The sequence below is a fragment of the Cupriavidus sp. SS-3 genome (assembly GCF_035818815.1).
GTDB classification, from domain to species: domain Bacteria; phylum Pseudomonadota; class Gammaproteobacteria; order Burkholderiales; family Burkholderiaceae; genus Cupriavidus; species Cupriavidus taiwanensis_C.
In genome coordinates this window covers 43,010-59,423 of record NZ_JAYLVT010000010.1, presented here as the reverse complement: position 1 = coordinate 59,423, position 16,414 = coordinate 43,010, and the positions used below count along the sequence as shown (strand labels likewise).

The 16,414-nt window shown below is 69.0% G+C and carries 17 protein-coding genes; 13 read left to right on the top strand and 4 right to left on the bottom strand.

Annotated features, from left to right (window positions below):
* Positions 1-18 precede the first annotated feature (18 nt).
* The 4 genes from mrdA (at position 19) to U9J39_RS16760 (ending at position 5,413) form a co-directional block, all read left to right on the top strand.
* Positions 19-2,325 (top strand): penicillin-binding protein 2, encoded by a 2,307-nt coding sequence (gene mrdA / locus U9J39_RS16775; RefSeq protein WP_116312015.1) that lies wholly within the window; start codon positions 19-21, stop codon positions 2,323-2,325.
* 11 nt (positions 2,326-2,336) lie between these two features.
* Positions 2,337-3,479 (top strand): rod shape-determining protein RodA, encoded by a 1,143-nt coding sequence (gene rodA / locus U9J39_RS16770; RefSeq protein ID WP_115707716.1) that lies wholly within the window; start codon positions 2,337-2,339, stop codon positions 3,477-3,479.
* A gap of 140 nt (positions 3,480-3,619) precedes the next feature.
* Positions 3,620-4,306, top strand: a complete 687-nt coding sequence (locus U9J39_RS16765; RefSeq protein WP_115707718.1) for a DUF484 family protein — start codon at positions 3,620-3,622, stop codon at positions 4,304-4,306.
* A gap of 24 nt (positions 4,307-4,330) precedes the next feature.
* Positions 4,331-5,413, top strand: a complete 1,083-nt coding sequence (locus U9J39_RS16760; protein WP_116312016.1) for a tyrosine recombinase XerC — start codon at positions 4,331-4,333, stop codon at positions 5,411-5,413.
* Position 5,414: 1 nt separating this feature from the next.
* Here U9J39_RS16760 and U9J39_RS16755 read toward each other — a convergent pair whose 3' ends face one another.
* Positions 5,415-6,371 carry a transcriptional regulator GcvA gene (locus U9J39_RS16755; RefSeq protein WP_115679087.1) on the bottom strand — a complete coding sequence of 319 codons (957 nt, stop codon included), beginning with the start codon at positions 6,369-6,371 and terminating at the stop codon, positions 5,415-5,417.
* Between the two features lie 260 nt (positions 6,372-6,631).
* Here U9J39_RS16755 and U9J39_RS16750 point away from each other — a divergent pair, with 260 nt between their 5' ends.
* The 3 genes from U9J39_RS16750 (at position 6,632) to lipA (ending at position 8,924) form a co-directional block, all read left to right on the top strand.
* Positions 6,632-7,000: a DUF2917 domain-containing protein gene (locus tag U9J39_RS16750; protein WP_115663362.1), complete on the top strand. Its 369-nt coding sequence runs from the start codon at positions 6,632-6,634 to the stop codon at positions 6,998-7,000.
* A 159-nt stretch (positions 7,001-7,159) separates the two neighbouring features.
* Positions 7,160-7,888, top strand: coding sequence for a lipoyl(octanoyl) transferase LipB (gene lipB, locus U9J39_RS16745; RefSeq protein WP_115707722.1), 729 nt, complete (start codon positions 7,160-7,162; stop codon positions 7,886-7,888).
* A gap of 40 nt (positions 7,889-7,928) precedes the next feature.
* Positions 7,929-8,924: a lipoyl synthase gene (gene lipA / locus U9J39_RS16740; protein WP_115707724.1), complete on the top strand. Its 996-nt coding sequence runs from the start codon at positions 7,929-7,931 to the stop codon at positions 8,922-8,924.
* Positions 8,925-9,029: 105 nt separating this feature from the next.
* Here the strand turns inward: lipA and U9J39_RS16735 are convergent, their stop codons facing one another.
* Positions 9,030-9,302 (bottom strand): ribbon-helix-helix domain-containing protein, encoded by a 273-nt coding sequence (locus U9J39_RS16735; RefSeq protein ID WP_326347564.1) that lies wholly within the window; start codon positions 9,300-9,302, stop codon positions 9,030-9,032.
* Between the two features lie 211 nt (positions 9,303-9,513).
* On the opposite strand from U9J39_RS16735, the gene pxpB reads away from it, so the two are divergent.
* The 6 genes from pxpB to pcp all read left to right on the top strand — a co-directional run bounded on the left by pxpB (position 9,514) and on the right by pcp (position 14,416).
* On the top strand, positions 9,514-10,161 hold the full coding sequence (gene pxpB / locus U9J39_RS16730) for a 5-oxoprolinase subunit PxpB (protein ID WP_115679092.1): 648 nt from the start codon (positions 9,514-9,516) through the stop codon (positions 10,159-10,161).
* Entirely contained in the window at positions 10,158-11,177 is a 1,020-nt protein-coding gene (locus U9J39_RS16725; RefSeq protein ID WP_116312017.1) for a biotin-dependent carboxyltransferase family protein, read from the top strand. Before pxpB ends, U9J39_RS16725 begins: the two co-directional genes overlap by 4 nt.
* A 34-nt stretch (positions 11,178-11,211) precedes the next feature.
* Complete coding sequence (gene pxpA / locus U9J39_RS16720) at positions 11,212-11,952, top strand: 5-oxoprolinase subunit PxpA (protein WP_116312018.1); 741 nt, start codon at positions 11,212-11,214, stop codon at positions 11,950-11,952.
* A gap of 107 nt (positions 11,953-12,059) precedes the next feature.
* Positions 12,060-12,788 carry a DUF969 domain-containing protein gene (locus U9J39_RS16715; protein ID WP_115707732.1) on the top strand — a complete coding sequence of 243 codons (729 nt, stop codon included), beginning with the start codon at positions 12,060-12,062 and terminating at the stop codon, positions 12,786-12,788.
* A 10-nt stretch (positions 12,789-12,798) separates the two neighbouring features.
* The gene (locus tag U9J39_RS16710) at positions 12,799-13,749 is read left to right on the top strand and encodes a DUF979 domain-containing protein (RefSeq protein ID WP_116312019.1); all 951 of its coding nucleotides are present in this window, start codon (positions 12,799-12,801) and stop codon (positions 13,747-13,749) included.
* Between the two features lie 16 nt (positions 13,750-13,765).
* Complete coding sequence (gene pcp / locus U9J39_RS16705) at positions 13,766-14,416, top strand: pyroglutamyl-peptidase I (protein WP_116312020.1); 651 nt, start codon at positions 13,766-13,768, stop codon at positions 14,414-14,416.
* A 26-nt stretch (positions 14,417-14,442) separates the two neighbouring features.
* On the opposite strand, the gene U9J39_RS16700 is transcribed toward pcp, so the two are convergent.
* Together U9J39_RS16700 and U9J39_RS16695 are read right to left on the bottom strand one after the other, a co-directional pair.
* Positions 14,443-15,693, bottom strand: a complete 1,251-nt coding sequence (locus U9J39_RS16700; protein WP_115707736.1) for a VanZ family protein — start codon at positions 15,691-15,693, stop codon at positions 14,443-14,445.
* Positions 15,694-15,711: 18 nt separating this feature from the next.
* Complete coding sequence (locus tag U9J39_RS16695) at positions 15,712-16,344, bottom strand: ABC-type transport auxiliary lipoprotein family protein (RefSeq protein ID WP_115707738.1); 633 nt, start codon at positions 16,342-16,344, stop codon at positions 15,712-15,714.
* Positions 16,345-16,414: the final 70 nt, after the last annotated feature.

The window sequence follows — 16,414 nt, the reverse complement described above, 5'->3', positions numbered from 1 at the left end:
TCCAGGCCACGCAGTACCATGACCGAAATCCGCAACGTCGAACTGGAAATCGGCCGCTTCCGCATCCGCGTGGCGGCCGCGGCGCTGTTTACGGTGATCTGCTTCGGCCTGCTGTTCTCGCGCTTCCTGTGGCTGCAGTGGTACAAGCATGACCAGTACTCGGCCAAGGCCGAGGACAACCGCATCTCGGTGGCGCCGATCGAGCCCAACCGCGGCATCATCATGGACCGCAACGGCATCGTGCTGGCGCGCAACTATTCGGCGTATACGCTGGAGATCACTCCGTCCAAGCTGACCGATACGCTCGACAACACCATCGAGAGCCTGTCCGGCCTGGTCGAGATCCAGCCGCGCGACCGGCGCCGCTTCAAGCGGCTGATGGAGGAGTCGCGCAGCTTCGAAAGCCTGCCGATCCGCAGCCAGCTGACCGATGCCGAGGTGGCGCGCTTCTCCGCGCAGCGCTTCCGCTTCCCCGGCGTCGACGTGCGCGCGCGGCTGTTCCGCCAGTACCCGCTGGGCGAGTCGGCCTCGCACGTGGTTGGCTACCTGGGCCGGATCTCGCAGCGCGACCAGGAGCGCATCGAGGCCATGGACGAGGCCAACGACGCCGACGGCGCCAAGTACGATCCGCGCAAGGATGCCGACAACTACAAGGGCACCAACTACATCGGCAAGATTGGCCTGGAGCAGAGCTACGAGAGCGAGCTGCACGGGCTGACCGGCTTCGAGGAAGTGGAAGTCAGCGCCGGCGGGCGCCCGATCCGCACGCTGTCGACCTCGCCCGCCACGCCGGGCAACAACCTGATCCTGTCGCTCGACATCCGCCTGCAGCAGCTGGCCGAGGCGCTCTATGGCAACCGCCGCGGCGCGCTGGTGGCGATCGAGCCGTCCACCGGAGACATCCTGGCCTTCGTCTCCAAGCCGACCTTCGACCCCAACCTGTTCGTCGAGGGCATCGACACCAATACCTGGAACGAGCTCAACGGCTCGCCCGACAAGCCGCTGCTGAACCGACCCCTCCGGGGCACCTATCCGCCGGGCTCGACCTACAAGCCGTTCATGGCGCTGGCCGCGCTGACCACCGGCAAGCGCACCGCGGCGTGGGGCATGTCCGACCCGGGCTTCTTCACGCTGGGCAACCACACCTTCCGCGACGACAAGCCGGGCGGCCACGGCTGGGTCGACATGCACAGCTCGATCGTGCATTCGTGCGACACCTATTACTACGCGCTGGCGCGCGACATGGGCGTCAACGGCATCCATGACTTCATGAAGCCGCTGGGCTTCGGCCAGATCACCGGCATCGATATCGAAGGCGAAAGCCGCGGCATCCTGCCGTCGACCGACTGGAAGCGCCGCGCCTACCGCAAGCCCGAGCAGCAGAAGTGGTACGAGGGCGAGACCATCTCGCTGGGCATCGGCCAGGGCTACAACAGCTTCACCATCCTGCAGCTGGCGCAGGCCACCTCGGTGATCGTCAACGACGGCAAGGTGATGAAGCCGCACCTGGTCAAGGCCATCGAGGACGCGGTCACGCGCAAGCGCACGCTGACCGTGCCCAAGGAAAGCTACACCATCCCGTTCAAGCAGGCCGACATCAACGTGATCAAGCGCGCCATGGTGGCGGTGACGCACTCGGGCACCGCCGCGCGCGTGTTTGCCGGCGCCGCCTACGAATCCGCCGGCAAGACCGGCACGGCGCAGACCTACAGCCTGTCCAAGGGCGAGAAGTACAACCACCACGCGCTCGCCGAGCACAAGCGCGACCACTCGCTGTACACCGCTTTCGCGCCAGCCGACAACCCCAAGATCGCGATCGCGCTGATCGTCGAGAACGCCGGCTTCGGCGCCGCGGTGGCCGCGCCGATCGCGCGCAAGGTGATGGACTACTACCTGACCGGCAAGTGGCCCGCCGAACTGGAGGCGATCGCGCCGCCCGCCGGCGAGCGCGTGGCCGGCCGCGCGCCGGTGGATACGCCGAGCGTGTTCACCACCGGCCAGACCGCCAGCATTGCCAGTGCCACGGTGATGTCCAGCGGCGGCGCACCGGCCAGCGGCGCTGACGCCAGCGCGGTGGCGGCGGCCTCGGCCGCGCAGGTGCCGACGCCGGAGGCGATCGCCGCGATGCTGGACCCGGACGCCATCGCCCCGGCCTCGGCGGTGCAGACGCTGGACCAGCGCATGCTGCAGGCGCTGGGCCACAGCAAGCCGCAGACCCCCGCGCCGGCCTCCGCGACGGTCGTGCCGGCCAAGGCGCCCGCGCCCAAACCACGCGTCAAGCCCGTCGCTGCCAAGGCAGCCAGCGGTGCCGACGCCACCCGCTGAAGGAGACGCGCATGGATCGACGCCGCGTCATGTCCCTGGTCAAGAGCGCGCTGACCGGTTTTGACAAGCCGCTCTCGCTGATCGTGTTCCTGCTGTTCGCCACGGGCATCGTGGCGCTGTACTCGGCCGCCATCGACATGCCCGGCCGGGTCGAGGACCAGTTGCGCAACATCCTGCTGTCGTACGTGGTGATGTTCGTGATCGCCTACCTGCCGACGCAGACGCTGATGCGGGTGGCGGTGCCGATCTATACGGTGGGGGTGGCGCTGCTGATCGCGGTGGCCATGTTCGGCCTGATCCGCAAGGGCGCGCGCCGCTGGCTCTATGTCGGCATGGTGATCCAGCCGTCCGAGATCATGAAGATCTCGATGCCGCTGATGCTGGCATGGTACTTCCAGAAGCGCGAAGGCGTGATCCGCTGGTTCGACTTCATCGTCGCGCTGGGGCTGCTGCTGATCCCGGTGGGCCTGATCGCCAAGCAGCCCGACCTGGGCACGGCGTTGCTGGTGATGGCCGCGGGCCTGTACGTGATCTACTTCGCCGGGCTGTCGTGGAAGCTGATCCTGCCGCTGATGGGCATCCTGGTGGTCGCCATCACGCTGCTGATCACGTTCCAGAACGACATGTGCGCGCCAGGCGTGAACTGGCCGGTGCTGCACGACTACCAGCAGCACCGCGTCTGCACGCTGCTGGATCCGACCAGCGATCCGCTCGGCAAGGGCTTCCACACGATCCAGTCGATCATTGCGATCGGCTCGGGCGGGGTCGAGGGCAAGGGCTGGCTCAAGGGGACGCAGACCCACCTGGAGTTCATTCCGGAAAAGCACACCGACTTCATCTTCGCCGTGTACTCGGAGGAGTTTGGCCTGATCGGCAACGCGGTGCTGCTGGTGCTGTACCTGCTGCTGATCTTCCGCGGGCTCTTTATCGCGGCCAATGCGCCGACGCTGTTCTCGCGACTGCTGGCGGGGTCGATCACGCTGATCTTCTTCACTTATGCCTTCGTCAACATGGGCATGGTCAGCGGCATCCTGCCGGTGGTGGGCGTGCCGCTGCCGCTGCTCAGCTACGGCGGCACCGCGCTGGTGACGCTGGGCGCGGGCATCGGCATCTTGATGAGCATTTCGCGGCAGAAGCGGCTGATCCAGACGTAGCGGGGGCACGCCGGTGGTTTGCTCCCCTCTCCCGCTTGCGGGAGAGGGAGCCTGCCAGCGCGGCGCGACCGCCTTCGCCGTGCGCTTGGCGCCCCCTTTGCTAAACTGCCACCCACTTTACCTCTACCGGTCCACGCCCCATGAACGCCCAAGACGTTGCCGCCTACCTGCAGAGCCATCCCGAGTTCTTCGAAGAACATGCCGAGCTGCTGGCCGCGGTGCAGCTGACCAGCCCGCACAGCCATCGCGCCGTGTCGCTGCAGGAGCGCCAGATGGAAATCCTGCGCGAGAAGAACAAGGGCCTGGAGCTGCGCCTGGCGGACCTGGTCCGCCATGGCCACGAGAACGACCGCACCCAGCAGCGCCTGCACGACTGGCAACTGCGCCTGCTGGCCGAGGCCGATTCGCATGCGCTGCCGTATGCGGTGCAGGACGGCCTGCGGCAGGTGTTCGACGTGCCGGCGGTGGCGCTCAGGCTGTGGGATGTCGCCGAACAGTACGCGCACATGGAAGTGGCGCAGGGCGCCGGCGAAGACCTGCGCATCTTCGCCGAAGGCCTGCGTGCGCCGTACTGCGGCAGCAACAGCGGCTTCGAGGCGGCCAGCCTGCTGGAGCGCGACGATATCACCTCGCTGGCGATGGTGACGCTGCGCGTGCCGCTGCGCGCCGGCGAGGCCGAGGCCGGCGCCGACGTGCGTGGCGCGGCCTTTGGCCTGCTGGTGCTCGGCTCGCCCGATCCGCGCCGCTTCCACGACGGCATGGGCACCGCCTACCTGTCGCAGATCGGCGAGGTCGCGGGCGCCGCGCTGAAGCGGCTGCGCGACTGAAGCCGCGGCACTCGGCATGACGCCATGACTGCACGCCGGCCGCCGCGCGATGTGGTCGCGCCGTCCGCTCCCGCCGGCGGCGAAGCGCCGCCGCCTGACCCGCTGGTCACGCGCTATCTCGACTGGCTGCGCGGCAGCCGCAAGCTGGCCGAGCACACGCTGTCGGGCTATGCGCGCGAACTGCGCGTGCTGCAGGCGCACGCGGCGCAGCATGCGCCGGGCGTCGCGCTGCTGGCGCTGCAGACCCACCATATCCGCAATTTCGCCGCACGGCTGCATGCCGCCGGACTGGTCGGCACCAGTATCGGGCGCGCGCTGTCGGCATGGCGCGGCTTCTACCTCTGGGCGGCGCGCCATGGCCATGGCGTGAGCGTGAATCCGGTCGACGGCGTGCGCGCGCCGCGCTCCGGGCACGCGCTGCCCAAGGCGCTGTCGGTCGAGCACGCGGTGGCGCTGGTGGCGCACCCTGCCGGCACCGACGCCGAGGCGCTGCGCGACCAGGCCGTCTACGAACTGTTCTACTCGAGCGGGCTGCGGCTGTCCGAGCTGGTGCAACTGGACCTGCGCTATGCCGATGCCGACGGCTACCGCTCCAGCGGCTGGCTCGACCTGGCCGGCGCCGAGGTCACCGTAACCGGCAAGGGCTCGCGCCGGCGCTCGGTGCCGGTCGGCAGCAAGGCCCTCGCGGCGCTGCAGGCGTGGCTGGCGGTGCGCGACGGCTTGCTGCGGCCGGGCGCCGCGCCCGAGGACGCCCATGCCCTGTTCCTCGGTCCGCGCGGACGGCGCCTGTCGATGCGCACCGTGCAGCTGCGGCTCAAGCAGCAGGCGCTGCGCGCCGGCGTGCCGGCCGACGTGCATCCGCACATGCTGCGGCATTCCTTCGCCACGCACATGCTGCAGTCATCTGGCGACCTGCGCGCGGTGCAGGAGATGCTGGGCCATGCCAGCATCTCGACCACGCAGGTCTACACCGCGCTGGATTTCCAGCACCTGGCCAAGGTCTACGACAAGGCTCACCCGCGCGCCGGCCGGGCGCGCGCAAAGCCGGCAGCCGATGCCGCTGCCGCTGCCAGTGCGGCGCACGTCGACGACACCCCGCAAGACTGACTCACTCCCACTGCGCCAGCACCTCTCGGAAGCGCTCGATCTCGGGCAGCAGCCAGCCGCGGAAGGCCTGCACCTTGGGCAGGTTCAGCGAACCCGGCGCGCACACGAAGTACAGCAGCCACGGGCACGGGATGCTGACGTCGAACAGCCGCACCACGCGCCCGGACAGCAGGTCGTTGCAGGCCAGCGAAGAGCGGATCAGGGCGATGCCCTGGCCTTCCGAGGCGGCCTGCAGCAGCAGCGACGAATCTTCCAGCAGCAAGCCCTTGCGCGGCTCGGGCCAGTCCAGCCCGGCGGCCTCGAACCACGGCTTCCACGGATCGCCCTCGCCGCGCAGCAGCGGCATGCCCGCCATGTCCTGCGGCCGTTCGGGCAGCCGCCCGCCATTGAAGGCGGGGCTGCAGACCGGGAAGAAGACGTCGTCGAGCAGCCGCTCCACATACAGGCCGGGATAGTCGCCGCTGCCCATGCGCAGCGCGATATCGACTTCTTCGTGGGCAAAGTTGACCAGCGTGTTGGACGACAGCAGTTCGACATCCAGTTCCGGGTGGCGCTCGATAAAGCTGCCGATGCGCGGCGTCAGCCAGCGTGCGGCAAACGACGGCATGGTGCTGATGGTCAGGCGCTTGTCGCGGTTGCCGGCCTGCAGCGCGCGCGTGGCATCGGCGATCTGCAGCAGCGCGTCGCGCACGCGCTCGGCATAGAGCCGGCCCGCCGGCGTCAGCGCCACGCGCTTGCCGTGGCGCTCGAACAGCGGCATGCCCAGTTCGTCTTCGAGCGCGCGGATCTGGTGGCTGACCGCGCCGTGGGTGACGAACAGCTCCGTGGCGGCGCGCGAGAAGCTCTCGTGCCGCGCCGCGGCCTCGAACGCGCGCAGCGCGGTCAGCGCCGGCAGGCGCGGCAGCTCGCGGTGCCAGCCGCGCGGCAGGTCTTTCTCCCAGGCGCTCTTCCAGGCCATGGCCGTCTCCAGGCGATCGGTGGTTATGTGAGATTGGCTAACAAGAACAAAGAAAATATATCGTTTTGATAGTGGTCGGGCAATCACTAATATCTCATCACCGGCCCCCGCTTTGCACACTGCTTCACCGCGAGCTTCACGGCGATATCCGCAGGATTTAACTGGCCTGGTCCCCTTGCCGGGCCAGTTCCTGCGGCCCGCCGCGAATCCGTGCTGCGTCTGGCGTATCCCCGCCAGGGCCGGCTGAACGGAGAACCACCATGAAAACCGTGCTCACAACGACCGAGTTCACCCTGAATCCTGGCGAAGTCACCACGCTGTCGGTGCACGCCGCGCAGCGCCTGCACATTGCAGAGGCCCGCGGTACCGACGTATGGCTGACCCGCGAGAACGATTCGGAGGACTACTGGCTGCGTTGTGGCGGCAGCCTGCTGCTGCGCCCGGGCGACGAGGTGGTGCTCAGCATCGACCCGCGCGCCTTGCATCCGGTGCGCCTGGCGCTCATCGCCGAGGCCCGCCGCCCGGCGCTGGCGCTGGCCGACCTGCCGCACCTGGTGTACCGCAGCCTGCGCCGGCTGGTTCGAGGCACCGAGTGGACGCCTAACCAGGACCGGGTCACCGCCTCCTGAAGCGGAGCCGGGCGGGGCAACGTCCGCATCGCACCGGGACCGGGGCCATCTGCGCCTGGTCTGGTCGCGTGACGCATCGGACGGTTGCCCGCCCCGGGCACGCTGAATGGGGCCAGGTCGGGGCCGGCGCAAGCCGGCCCTTTTCGTTACACTCTCGCCATGCATCCGATTCAAGTCATCGAACGCGGCCGCGAGGACTATCAGCCGTGTTTCGACGCGATGCGCGCCTTCACCGCCGCACGCACCCCCGAGACGCCCGACCAGGTCTGGCTGGTCGAGCATCCGCCGGTCTACACGCTGGGCCAGGCGGGCGACCCCGCGCACCTGCTGGCCCCGGACGAGCGGATTCCGGTGGTGCAGATCGATCGTGGCGGGCAGATCACTTATCACGGCCCGGGGCAGGTGGTGGCCTACCTGCTGCTGGACCTGCGGCGCCGCCGGCTGATGGTGCGCGAGCTGGTGCACGGCATCGAGCAGGCCGTGCTGGACACGCTCGCGGCGTATAATCTCGCAGCCGAACGCAAGCCCGGCGCCCCCGGCATCTACCTGTCCGGCGGGCCGCACCAGGGCGCCAAGATTGCCGCGCTCGGCCTCAAGATCCGCAACGGCTGCAGCTACCACGGCGTCAGCCTCAACGTGCAGATGGACCTGTCGCCGTTCCTGCGCATCAATCCCTGCGGCTATGCCGGGCTGGAAACAGTCGACATGGCCAGCGCGGGCGCCACCTGCCCGGTGGCGGATGCCGATGGCGCCCCTGTGCCCGTGACCGCGGCAACACAACCCGAAATCGCACAGCGCCTGGCGGCTGCATTGTGCGAGGTGCTGGCAGCGCACGAGGCTCGCGTGCTGGCGGCCGAAGAACCTGCCGCCCCGGCCCTGGCCTCCTAGTCAAAAGCGAAATGCACGCCGTGCGCGTGCGGAGAAATGTATGAGCGACGCACTGATCGCCACTTCCAGCGAAGCCCCGCAGTCCCCCGCGGAGCAGTACGACCCGACCCGCAAGCAGAAGTCGGCCGACAAGACCGCGCGCATCCCCATCAAGATCGTGCCGGCCGAGAAGCTCAAGAAGCCGGACTGGATCCGCGTGAAGGCCGCCACCGGCAATTCGCGTTTCTATGAGATCAAGGACATCCTGCGCGCCAACAACCTGGTCACGGTGTGCGAGGAAGCCAGCTGCCCCAATATCGGCGAATGCTTCGGCAAGGGCACGGCCACCTTCATGATCATGGGCGACAAATGCACGCGCCGCTGCCCGTTCTGCGACGTCGGCCACGGCCGCCCGGACCCGCTCGACGTGAACGAGCCCGGCAACCTGGCCCGCACCATCGCCCAGCTCAAGCTGAACTACGTGGTGATCACCAGCGTCGACCGCGACGACCTGCGCGACGGCGGCGCCCAGCACTATGTCGACTGCATCTCGCAGACGCGCGAGCTGTCGCCCGATACCCGCATCGAAGTGCTGGTGCCCGACTTCCGCGGCCGCCTGGACAAGGCGCTGGACATCCTGCAGGCGTGCCCGCCCGACGTGATGAACCACAACATGGAAACCGTGCCGCGCCTGTACAAGCAGGCCCGCCCGGGCGCCGACTACGCGCACTCGCTCAAGCTGCTGCAGGAGTTCAAGCGCCGCAATCCCAACGTCCCGACCAAGTCCGGCCTGATGGTCGGCCTGGGCGAGACCGACGAGGAAATCCTGGAAGTCATGCGCGACATGCGCGCGCACGACATCGACATGCTCACCATCGGCCAGTACCTGGCGCCGTCGAACCACCACCTGCCGGTGCTGCGCTACGTGCATCCCGACACCTTCAAGATGTTCGAGCAAGAGGCCTACAAGATGGGCTTCACCCACGCCGCCGTGGGCGCGATGGTGCGCAGTTCCTACCATGCTGACCAGCAGGCGCATCAGGCGGGGTTTGCCTGAGCGGGTTGTCAGTGGATCGGATGTAAAACGGCCGGGGAATTTCCCCGGCCGTTTTACTTTGGTTCTGTGGCTCCGCAAATTCGGTCCAAATACAACGGGCTAGCATCAGGCTTTGGTTTTCCGCGCATGTTTGGCAGCCAGGCGGGCGCGAACGCCCTCTGCGGTTAAGGCCTGGGAGGGATCAGATTGAAGCGCCTCATAGGCGAGGCCAGCTTGCAGCAGCCAGGCCTCAAAGGTCCCGTCACGCGCCAGCAACGCGCGCAGACCAGCGCGAATGACCTCGCTCTCGCTGGCGTATTCGCCCGACTTCACCTTGGCCCTGACCGCCTGAACCATCTCGGTCGGTAGCGTTACGCTTAATTGTTGAGTGGTTCGCATGACGAATCTCCGAGCGACGGGATTTGATCCTAACCGGCTGAACCAGCGCCGCCCATAGGCAATCCCGTAGCTACCCTAGGGTCAACCCCGACTGCCCCGTTCGGTCCATTTCGATATGATGAATTCATCGATAAATTATCGATGAAATACACAGACGCACATTCCGGCTTGTCTGCCTACACTGGGTAGCAAGTGCGCTACCGGGACTCTCATGAACTGCACCGTCCACCGACTTGCCGAGCAGGCGCTGCTGTACAGCGTCGCGCCGCCCGCCTCGCTGGCCGTCCAGCGCCGCATCTGGGCCATGGCCGCGCGGGCCGCGGACTGGCGCGGCGTGGTCGACGTGGTGCCGGGCATGAACAACCTGACCGTGATCTTTGACGACAGTGCCGACGCGGATGCGCTGGAGCGCAACCTGAAGCTGGCATGGGCCTCGGGCGAGGCGCGCAATGCCACCGGCAAGCTGGTCGAGATCCCGGTGCGCTACGGCGGCGAGCATGGCCCGGACCTCGGCGACGTTGCCGCGCATACCGGCCTCACGCCGCAGGAAGTGGTGCGCCGCCATGCGGCGGGCGAGTACGTGGTGTACTTCCTCGGCTTCCAGCCCGGCTTCGCCTACATGGGCGGGCTGGCGCCGGAGTTGGCCACGCCGCGGCGGCGCGAGCCGCGGGTGGCGGTGCCGGCCGGGTCGGTCGGCATCGGCGGCGAGCAGACCGGCATCTATCCGGCGGTGCTGCCGGGCGGCTGGCAGCTGATCGGGCGCACCGACGCCGAACTCTTCGTGGCGGACCGCGATCCGCCGTCCCTGTTCGCGCCCGGCGATACCGTGCGCTTTGTCGCCGAGGAAATCATCGCGTGATCGAGATCCTTCGTCCGGGCGCGCTGGCCTCGGTGCAGGACCTGGGCCGTACCGGCTTCCGCCGTTTTGGCGTGGGCCGCTGCGGCGCCATGGACATGCTGGCGGTCGAAGTCGGCAACCGCCTGCTTGGCAATGCGCCCGGCTGCGCCGCCATTGAATTCACGCTGGGACGCGCCGCGGTGCGCTTCCATGCCGATATGCGCGTGGCCCTGGCCGGCGCCGAATGCGGCGCCAATCTTGACGGCATGCCGGTTTGGTCGTGGCACGCGTTCGACGCGCACAAGGGCGAGACCCTGACGCTGCCGTCGACGCGCGGCGGCACGCGCGTGTACCTGTGCGTGGCGGGCGGGATTGCGGTCGAGCCGGTGATGGGCTCGCGCAGCACCGACCTGAAGTCCGGTTTCGGCGGACTGGGCGGACGCGCGCTGCAGGAAGGCGACCGCCTGCCCGCGGGACGCCCGGGCCTGGCCGCAGAGACCGACTGGATCGGCGTGCAGGCGCCGGCGTGGGCGCTGCCCGCCGCGGTCGAAGGCAAGGCCACGGCGATCCGCATGCTGCCGGGGCCGGAATACGACGATTTTGACGCGGCCGCGCAGGCCGCACTGTGGCAAGCCGACTGGACCGTCACGCCCAACAGCAACCGCATGGGCATGCGCCTTGCCGGCCCGGCGCTGGCGCGCCGGGCCGAGCGCAGCGCCGACCTGCTCTCGCACGGGGTGATGCCGGGCGTGATGCAGGTGCCGCCGGCGGGCCAGCCGATCGCGCTGATGGCCGATGCGCAGACCACCGGCGGCTATCCCAAGATTGGCGTGGTGATCGAAGCGGATTTATGGCGGCTGGCGCAGGTGCCGCTGGGCGCGCCGGTGCGCTTCGTGCAGGTCACGCTGGCGCAGGCGCAGGCGGCGCAGGATGAGCTGGCACGCTACCTGCGGCAGATCGAGCAGGCGCTGCAGTGGCAGGGCGATGGCATGCCGATTGCCGCGCGGCGGCGTACCCGTACGCGAGCGGCAGCATAAGGAGGGCGCCCGGGCGCCGCACAGGAGAATGGCAATGCAGATCGATTTGAACGCGGATCTTGGCGAAGGCTGTGGCAATGACGAGGCGCTGCTGGCGCTGATCAGCTCGGCCAATATCGCCTGCGGCTGGCACGCGGGCGACGCCGCCACCATGGTGCAGACGGTGCAGTGGGCGCTGGCGCACGGCGTGGCGATCGGCGCGCACCCGAGCTACCCGGACCGCGAGAACTTCGGCCGCACCGAGATGCAGCGCGACCCGGAGCACGTCTACGCCGACGTGCTGTACCAGATCGGCGCGCTCGCCGCGATCGTGCGCGCGCAGGGCGGCGTGCTGCACCACGTCAAGCCGCATGGCGCGCTGTACAACCAGGCCGTGCGCGACCCGGCGCTGGCGCGCGCGATCGTGCGCGCGGTGCGCGACTTCGACGCCGACCTGGTTTTCTTCGGCCTGGCCGGCAGCCAGATGATCGACGTGGCGAAGGAGGCCGGCCTGCGCGTCAAGCAGGAAGTTTTTGCCGACCGCGGCTACAACCCCGACGGCACGCTGGTCAAGCGCGGTACGCCCGGCGCGCTGCATGAGGACGAGGAAGTTGCCCTGGACCAGACCCTGACCATGGTGCGCGAGCAGCGCGTGCGCGCCATCGACGGCAGCTGGGTACCGATTCAGGCCGAAACCGTGTGTCTGCACGGCGACGGCGCCCACGCGCTGGCCTTCGCGCGCCGCATCCGGGAACGGCTGGGCGCTGAAGGCATCGCGATCCGCGCCGGCGACTGAGCGCGTTCCCGCGCCTCACGCCGGCATTTCCCCCCACGCGGCCTGCCCCGTCACGCGTCACGACGGCTGCTGTCCGCGCGCCTTCGTTATCTTCGTTTGGTGTTTCCATGGAACAGGCAGTCAATCTCTGGCCCCTTGTCGGGGTCGGCGTCATCGTCGTCGGCTTCGTGCTGCGCTTCAATCCCATGCTGGTGGTGGTGCTCGCCGCGCTGGCCACCGGGCTGGCCGCGCCGATGCCGCTGATGCAGATCTTCTCCGCGATCGGCACCGCCTTCGTCAAGGCGCGCAACCTGCCGCTGATCATCCTGCTGCCGCTGGCCGTGATCGGCCTGCTGGAGCGCCACGGGCTGCGCGAGCATGCGCAGGCGTGGATCGCGCGCATCGCCTCGGCCACGGTCGGGCGCCTGCTGATCGTCTACCTGGGCGTGCGCGAGCTGACCGCGGCGATCGGCCTGACCAGCCTGGGCGGCCATCCGCAGATGGTGCGCCCGCTGCTGGCGCCGATGGCCGAGGGTGCGGCCGAGAACCGCTTCGGCCACCTGCCCGAGCCGGTGCGCCAGCGCGTGCTGGCCTTCTGCGCCGCAACCGACAACGTCGGCCTGTTTTTCGGCGAGGACATCTTCGTGGCGTTCGGCGCGATCGCGCTGATGCATACCTTCCTGCTGTCGTCGAACATCGAGGTCGAGCCGCTGCATATCGCCGTGTGGGGCATCCCTACCGCGATCTGCGCCTTCCTGATCCACGCCGTGCGGCTCAAGCGCCTGGACGGCTGGCTCGAGCGCGAACTGGGTGGCAGCGCCGCCCCCACCGCCATGCCTGCGCCGAGCGCCGAGTAAGGAGCGCGCCATGATTGTCTCGATCGAATACCTCTACTGGCTCGCCGGCCTGGTGCTGGCCATCACCGCGCTGATGACCTTCACCGACCGCGCGCATCCGCGCCGCCTCAGCACCGGCCTGTTCTGGCTGCTGTACGCGATCGTGTTCCTGGCCGGCGACCGGCTGCCACCGGCGGCGGTCGGCATCGGCGCGGTGGTGATGGCGCTGATCGCGGGCTTCGGCGGCGTCGGCCACGGCAGGCACGAGAGCCTGCCCGAGGCCGAGCGCCGCGCCAGCGCGAGCCGGCTCGGCAACAAGCTGTTCATTCCGGCCCTGCTGATCCCGCTGGTGACCGTGATCGGCACCATGCTGTTCAAGGATGTCAGGATCGGTGGCGTGCCGCTGCTCGATCCCAAGAACGTGACCTTCGTCTCGCTCGGGATCGGCTGCCTGATCTCGCTGGCGGTGGTGTGCTGGCTCACGCGCGACACCGTGACGCAGGGCCTGCGCGAATCGCGCCGGCTGACCGAGTCGCTGGGCTGGGCGCTGGTGCTGCCGCAGATGCTGGCGATGCTGGGGCTGGTGTTTGCCGACGCGGGCGTGGGCAAGGCCGTGGCGCACCTGACCACCGCCTACATCAACCTGGACTACAAGCTGGTGGCGGTGGCGGTCTATTGCGTGGGCATGGCGCTGTTCACGGTGATCATGGGCAACGGCTTCGCCGCCTTCCCGGTGATGACCGGCGGCGTCGGCGTGCCCATCCTGGTCGGCATGTTCGGCGGCAATCCCGCGGTGATGGCGGCGATCGGCATGTTCTCGGGCTATTGCGGTACGCTGATGACGCCGATGGCGGCCAATTTCAATATCGTGCCGGCGGCGCTGCTTGAACTCGACGACAAGAACGCCGTGATCCGCGCGCAGGTGCCGACTGCGCTGGCGATCCTGGCGGCAAATATCGTGCTGCTGTACTGGCTGATGTAAGCGCAGGAGCCTCGCCATGCCTACCGTGCTGCTGACCGGCTTCGAGCCGTTCGAGGACGAACCCATCAACCCGTCGTGGGAGGCCGTGCGTGCGCTCGACGGCGAACGCGTCGGCGACGCGGTGATCGTCGCGCGGCAGCTGCCGTGCGTGTTCGGCGCGGCGCTCGATGCGATCGCCGAACTGCTCGACGCGCTGCGGCCGACCCTGGTGATCGCCGTCGGCCAGGCCGGCGGGCGCGCCGAGATGTCGGTCGAGCGCGTGGCGATCAATGTCGACGATGCGCGCATCGCCGACAACGCCGGCGCCCAGCCGATCGACACCGCCATCGCGGCCGACGGCCCGGCCGCCTACTTTGCCACGCTGCCGATCAAGGCGATGGTGCGCGACATGCGCGCGGCCGGCGTGCCGGCGTCGGTATCGCAGACTGCCGGCACCTTCGTCTGCAACCATGTGTTCTACGGGCTGATGCACCGGCTGGCGCGGCAGCCGGATGGCGCGGTGCGCGGCGGCTTTATCCACATTCCGTATTTGCCCGAGCAGGCGGCGCGGCATCCGGGCCAGCCGAGCCTGGCGCACGAGACCCTGGTGAAGGGCCTGCGCACCGCGGTGGCGACGGCGCTGTCGACCCGCGCCGATGTGCGCGAACAGGGCGGGCAGCTGCACTGAGCCCCGGCGCGCACGTCCGCGCCGGCTTAATCCTGCAGGTTGGCCGCGGCCGCCTCACGGCGCGCCGCGGCTTTCTTCATCGCATGGCGGCGCAGGCTGACCTGCTCGAAGCGCCAGATCACATAGCAGAACGCCAGGAAGGGCCACAGCCAGCCGAGCCACTGCGCCAGGCTGTTGAAGTGGATGAAACGGCCCATGCGCCAGCCCTGCTCGGAGATCCACGCGTAGGGGTTTGACGGCAGCACGTTGGTCAGCGCGACCAGCACGATCAGCGCCGCCATCGCCAGCACCGCGCGCAGCCAGCGCGGCAGGTACAGCAGCAGCGCCAGCACCAGCGAGCTGGTCAGCAGCGCGAAGCGCCCGCCTTCGGACAGCCAGACGAAGGCGCTTTCGGTCGGGAACTGCAGCTCGGCCGCGGTCGCCTTGAGCAGCAGCGCCGCCGCCAGCAGCCCCGCCAGGATGCGCAGCATCGGCGCGCTGCGGCGCATCGCCAGCGAGGCGAACAGGCCGGTGCCGACCCAGCTGCTGGCAGTCACCAGCGATTCCAGCAACTGCTGGCTCTGCATGTCCTCGGGCCGCAGGCCGATATGGTCCTGCCACGCCTCCAGCTGCGGGAACACCATCTGCAGCACCTGCATCGGCCAGGATTCCGGATCGGTCAGCCATTCGCGCACGATGCCGCCCATGCCGAACAGGTGCTCCTGCGGAAACACCTGCGCGAACGGCCACAAAAGCAGCAGGATGATGGCAAAGCTGGCATGGGGCTCGAACCAGGCATGGCGCAGCCGCGTCAGGCGCCCGTCGTCGATCAGGGCGCGCGTGAACGGCGCCGCCACGGCGCCGCCGAGCAGCGCCCCCAGCGCATTGGTGATCAGGTCGATGTTGGACGAGATCCGGCTCGGCAGCCAGGTCTGGAAGGCCTCCATGCACGCCGACAGCAGGGCGCCGGCGACCAGCGCCACCAGTGTGGCGCGCCCGCCCGACACGCGCGGATGCAGCGACAGCACCACCAGCGCGCCGAACGGGAAATACCCCAGCACGTTGGTCAGCAGGTCGAAGTCGGTGATGTAGCGCGGCTTGGGCGCGCTGACAAAGGCAAAGGGCGAGATGCCGTTGTCGATCCAGCCCGAGAACGGGTACAGGCTGGCATAGATCACCAGCAGCGTGAAGCAGAGCAGCCCCACGCGCGCCAGCGGCGAGTGCTGCGGCGCGGTGGCGGATGGTGCTGGCACAGCCGCCGGCGGCGGCGCGGAGAGCGGCGGGGGAGCCGGCTCCATGGCAAATCTCCTGTTGCTTTACTTTAGCTGCAGCGTGCCGATCCAGTCGAGCAGCGCGGCAATCACGGCATCGCTGGCTTCGGCCAGCGCCTTGACGCCGCCGGCGCCGTCGGCGCTGGGCGCGGGCCGGCGCGCCTCGAAGGTCTGCTGGCCGAGCATGCCGTGCCGGTACACCGTGGCGCGCAGCCGCACCACGCCCTCGCTGGCGGTGGCGCTGTCGAACACCTGGTCGAACTCGAGCAGGTCCACCTTCAGCGCCGGCACGCTGCCGTCGCCGGACCAGCCCAGCGTGCCGCGCGCGGCCACGGCCTCGCGCAGGCGCTCGTCGAACAGGCGCGTGGGCGACATCACCCAGCGCTGCGTGGCATAGGCCTGCAGCCGCTGCGCCTGGGCGTACTGCAGCCGGTAGAACAGCGCATTGCCTTCCAGCCAGTTGGGCCCGTCGGTCTGTGCCACGCGCAGTTTGGGCAGCGCTGCGGGCGCAGGGTTCCCGGTGCCGGAGGCCGCGCCGGCGGCGACGGCCGGGCCCAGGTCATAGGTGATGGTGGGCTCGCCGCGCGTCAGCGCGCAGCCCGACAGCGCCAGGCCGGCGCAGAACAGCAGCAGGGCCGCGCGCAGGCGGGCGGTTGCGGAGCGCAGCAAGCGTGGCATCTCGGTCGCAGGGTTCACGGCGGATTCTCGCGGTTGGCGTTTGGCGTGATCGAAGGGGCGGGGTTTTGTC

Coding starts and splice junctions, on each gene's coding strand:
- mrdA (WP_116312015.1), top strand. CDS start 19: ATGACCGAAATCCGCAACGTCGAACTGGAAATCGGCCGCTTCCGCATC.
- rodA (WP_115707716.1), top strand. CDS start 2,337: ATGGATCGACGCCGCGTCATGTCCCTGGTCAAGAGCGCGCTGACCGGT.
- U9J39_RS16765 (WP_115707718.1), top strand. CDS start 3,620: ATGAACGCCCAAGACGTTGCCGCCTACCTGCAGAGCCATCCCGAGTTC.
- U9J39_RS16760 (WP_116312016.1), top strand. CDS start 4,331: ATGACTGCACGCCGGCCGCCGCGCGATGTGGTCGCGCCGTCCGCTCCC.
- U9J39_RS16755 (WP_115679087.1), bottom strand. CDS start 6,371: ATGGCCTGGAAGAGCGCCTGGGAGAAAGACCTGCCGCGCGGCTGGCAC.
- U9J39_RS16750 (WP_115663362.1), top strand. CDS start 6,632: ATGAAAACCGTGCTCACAACGACCGAGTTCACCCTGAATCCTGGCGAA.
- lipB (WP_115707722.1), top strand. CDS start 7,160: ATGCATCCGATTCAAGTCATCGAACGCGGCCGCGAGGACTATCAGCCG.
- lipA (WP_115707724.1), top strand. CDS start 7,929: ATGAGCGACGCACTGATCGCCACTTCCAGCGAAGCCCCGCAGTCCCCC.
- U9J39_RS16735 (WP_326347564.1), bottom strand. CDS start 9,302: ATGCGAACCACTCAACAATTAAGCGTAACGCTACCGACCGAGATGGTT.
- pxpB (WP_115679092.1), top strand. CDS start 9,514: ATGAACTGCACCGTCCACCGACTTGCCGAGCAGGCGCTGCTGTACAGC.
- pxpA (WP_116312018.1), top strand. CDS start 11,212: ATGCAGATCGATTTGAACGCGGATCTTGGCGAAGGCTGTGGCAATGAC.
- U9J39_RS16715 (WP_115707732.1), top strand. CDS start 12,060: ATGGAACAGGCAGTCAATCTCTGGCCCCTTGTCGGGGTCGGCGTCATC.
- U9J39_RS16710 (WP_116312019.1), top strand. CDS start 12,799: ATGATTGTCTCGATCGAATACCTCTACTGGCTCGCCGGCCTGGTGCTG.
- pcp (WP_116312020.1), top strand. CDS start 13,766: ATGCCTACCGTGCTGCTGACCGGCTTCGAGCCGTTCGAGGACGAACCC.
- U9J39_RS16700 (WP_115707736.1), bottom strand. CDS start 15,693: ATGGAGCCGGCTCCCCCGCCGCTCTCCGCGCCGCCGCCGGCGGCTGTG.
- U9J39_RS16695 (WP_115707738.1), bottom strand. CDS start 16,344: ATGCCACGCTTGCTGCGCTCCGCAACCGCCCGCCTGCGCGCGGCCCTG.